We start from the raw sequence: 1,952 nt of genomic DNA, 5'->3' as shown, positions 1-1,952 counted from the left end.
ACTTCTGGCCAAAAGTTATTACGCAAGGTTGCTAGCTGTTAGGCGTGTGACCCAGGTAGACCCGGGTAAGAAAACTGCCGGGATAGATGGTATTAAAAATTTACCACCCATGTAGCGTTTCAACTTGGTGAACCTCCTAAACACACGCTACCTCAAAGCAAGTCCGACCCTGAGAAATCTGGATACCAAAACTAGGGAAAGATGAAAAACGCCCGTTAGGCATCCCTACGATGTATGACAGAGCGCTACAAGTCCTGGCAAAGCTAGGTATGGAACCAGAGTGGGAGGCACGCGCATGAACCTAATAGCTATGGTCTTTTCCGGAGGTCAACACATGATGCCATTGAGGCTATTTATAAAAGCATCAACCACAAACCAAAATATGTGTTGGATGCCGATATATCCAAATGTTTTGACCGGATTAACCATGATGTACTGCTAGGAAAAATAGGTCACTCCCCCTATAGACGATTAATCAAACAATGGTTAAAGTCTGGGGTGGTTTACAAAAATCATTTCCTAGAAACTATGGAAGGAATGCCACAGTCCGGGGTAATTTCACCCCTGCTAGCAAACATCGCCCTACACGGTATGGAAGAAAGACTCATGGAATTTGCCAAAACTTTAGACATGAAGAATAATCATGGGCGTCAAATAGGTTGGCAAGCCAAAGTAAGAAGTCTAACATTAGTGCGCTATGAGTCATGACTTCGTTATCCTGCACGAAGATATCAAAGTAGTGTTACAGGCAAAAACCGTAATACAGGAATGGTTAAACCAGGTAGTAGGAGAACTAAAGCCAGAAAAAACCTTGCATTGCCCACACTTTGGAGGAATATGAAGGGAATAAACCTGGATTTGACTTCTTAGGTTTCACAGTAAGGCAATGGAAGGTTAAGTCAACTGAACAAGGATTTAAAACGCTGATTAAACCATCTTCCAAGAGTATGAAAACTCACTATCGGAAATTGGCGGATATATGTGATTCTCACAAAACCGCCTCTACTAAAGCAATAATCGCAAAATTAAATCCGGTAATCAGAGGATGGGCTAACTACTTCTCAACCGTAGTCAGCAAAGAGGTGTTCAGGGAATTGGATATGCTCTTGTGGAAAAGACTAGGTCGGTGGGTAAGTAGAAGGCATCCAAATAAGTCAGCAACTTGGGTTAGGAAAAAGTATTTCCCCAACGTAAAAGAAACCAGGAATTGGATACTTAACGATGGCGAATATGTACTAAACCAACACTCAGATGTTCCCATTATAAGGCGCATCAAAGTTAAAGGTAATAAATCACCCTATGATGGTGACTGGACTTATTGGAGTAGCAGAATCGGAAAACATCCAGGCGTAAGGAAAGAAGTCACAACGCTGCAAAAACGGCAAAAGAATAAATGCGCCTAAATGTGGACTAACCTTGAGACCAACTGACCTACTGGAAGTTGACCATATAAAACCAAGGTTTAAGGGTGGTGACAACACATATAAAAACAAACAATTGTTGCACCGACATTGCCACGATACTAAAACTGCCTTAGATAAAAAGACATACACACAACCGAAGTTACAGGACTTACCTGAAGGTTATTTATGGGTTGACGATATGTTGATACTGAGGGAGGGATGTACCTATGAAAAAGGACGTTTAAGAGAGGAGCGGTGTGAGGTGAAAGTCTCACGCACGGTTCTGAAGACGAGTCGGTTTGGTAACAAGCCTTGCTTAGTTTAACAGAAGTTCCCGTTATAATCTTTGATTTAACGGGAGAAACTTCACCACTAAGTAATCAATGAAAAATATTAGCAAAGAATGTTAAACTAAGCCAGGTAAGTTACCCTACCCGACTCGTCTTCAGAACCGGACGTGAGACTTTCACCTCATCGCGGCTCCTCTCTTAAACGTCCCTTGTCATGGGCACATCCTGCTTCAGAGTTAACATATCGTCAATCCATATA

The 1,952-nt window shown here is 42.1% G+C and carries 1 pseudogene; it reads left to right on the top strand.

What is annotated here, in order from left to right:
* A pseudogene (locus tag F6K40_RS41545) lies at positions 1 to 1,728 on the top strand (group II intron reverse transcriptase); the annotation flags it as partial.
* Positions 1,729 to 1,952 lie beyond the last annotated feature (224 nt).

Source organism: Okeania sp. SIO3I5, from assembly GCF_010672085.1.
Taxonomy (GTDB): Bacteria; Cyanobacteriota; Cyanobacteriia; order Cyanobacteriales; family Microcoleaceae; genus Trichodesmium.
This window is presented reverse-complemented; position numbering and strand designations above follow the sequence as displayed.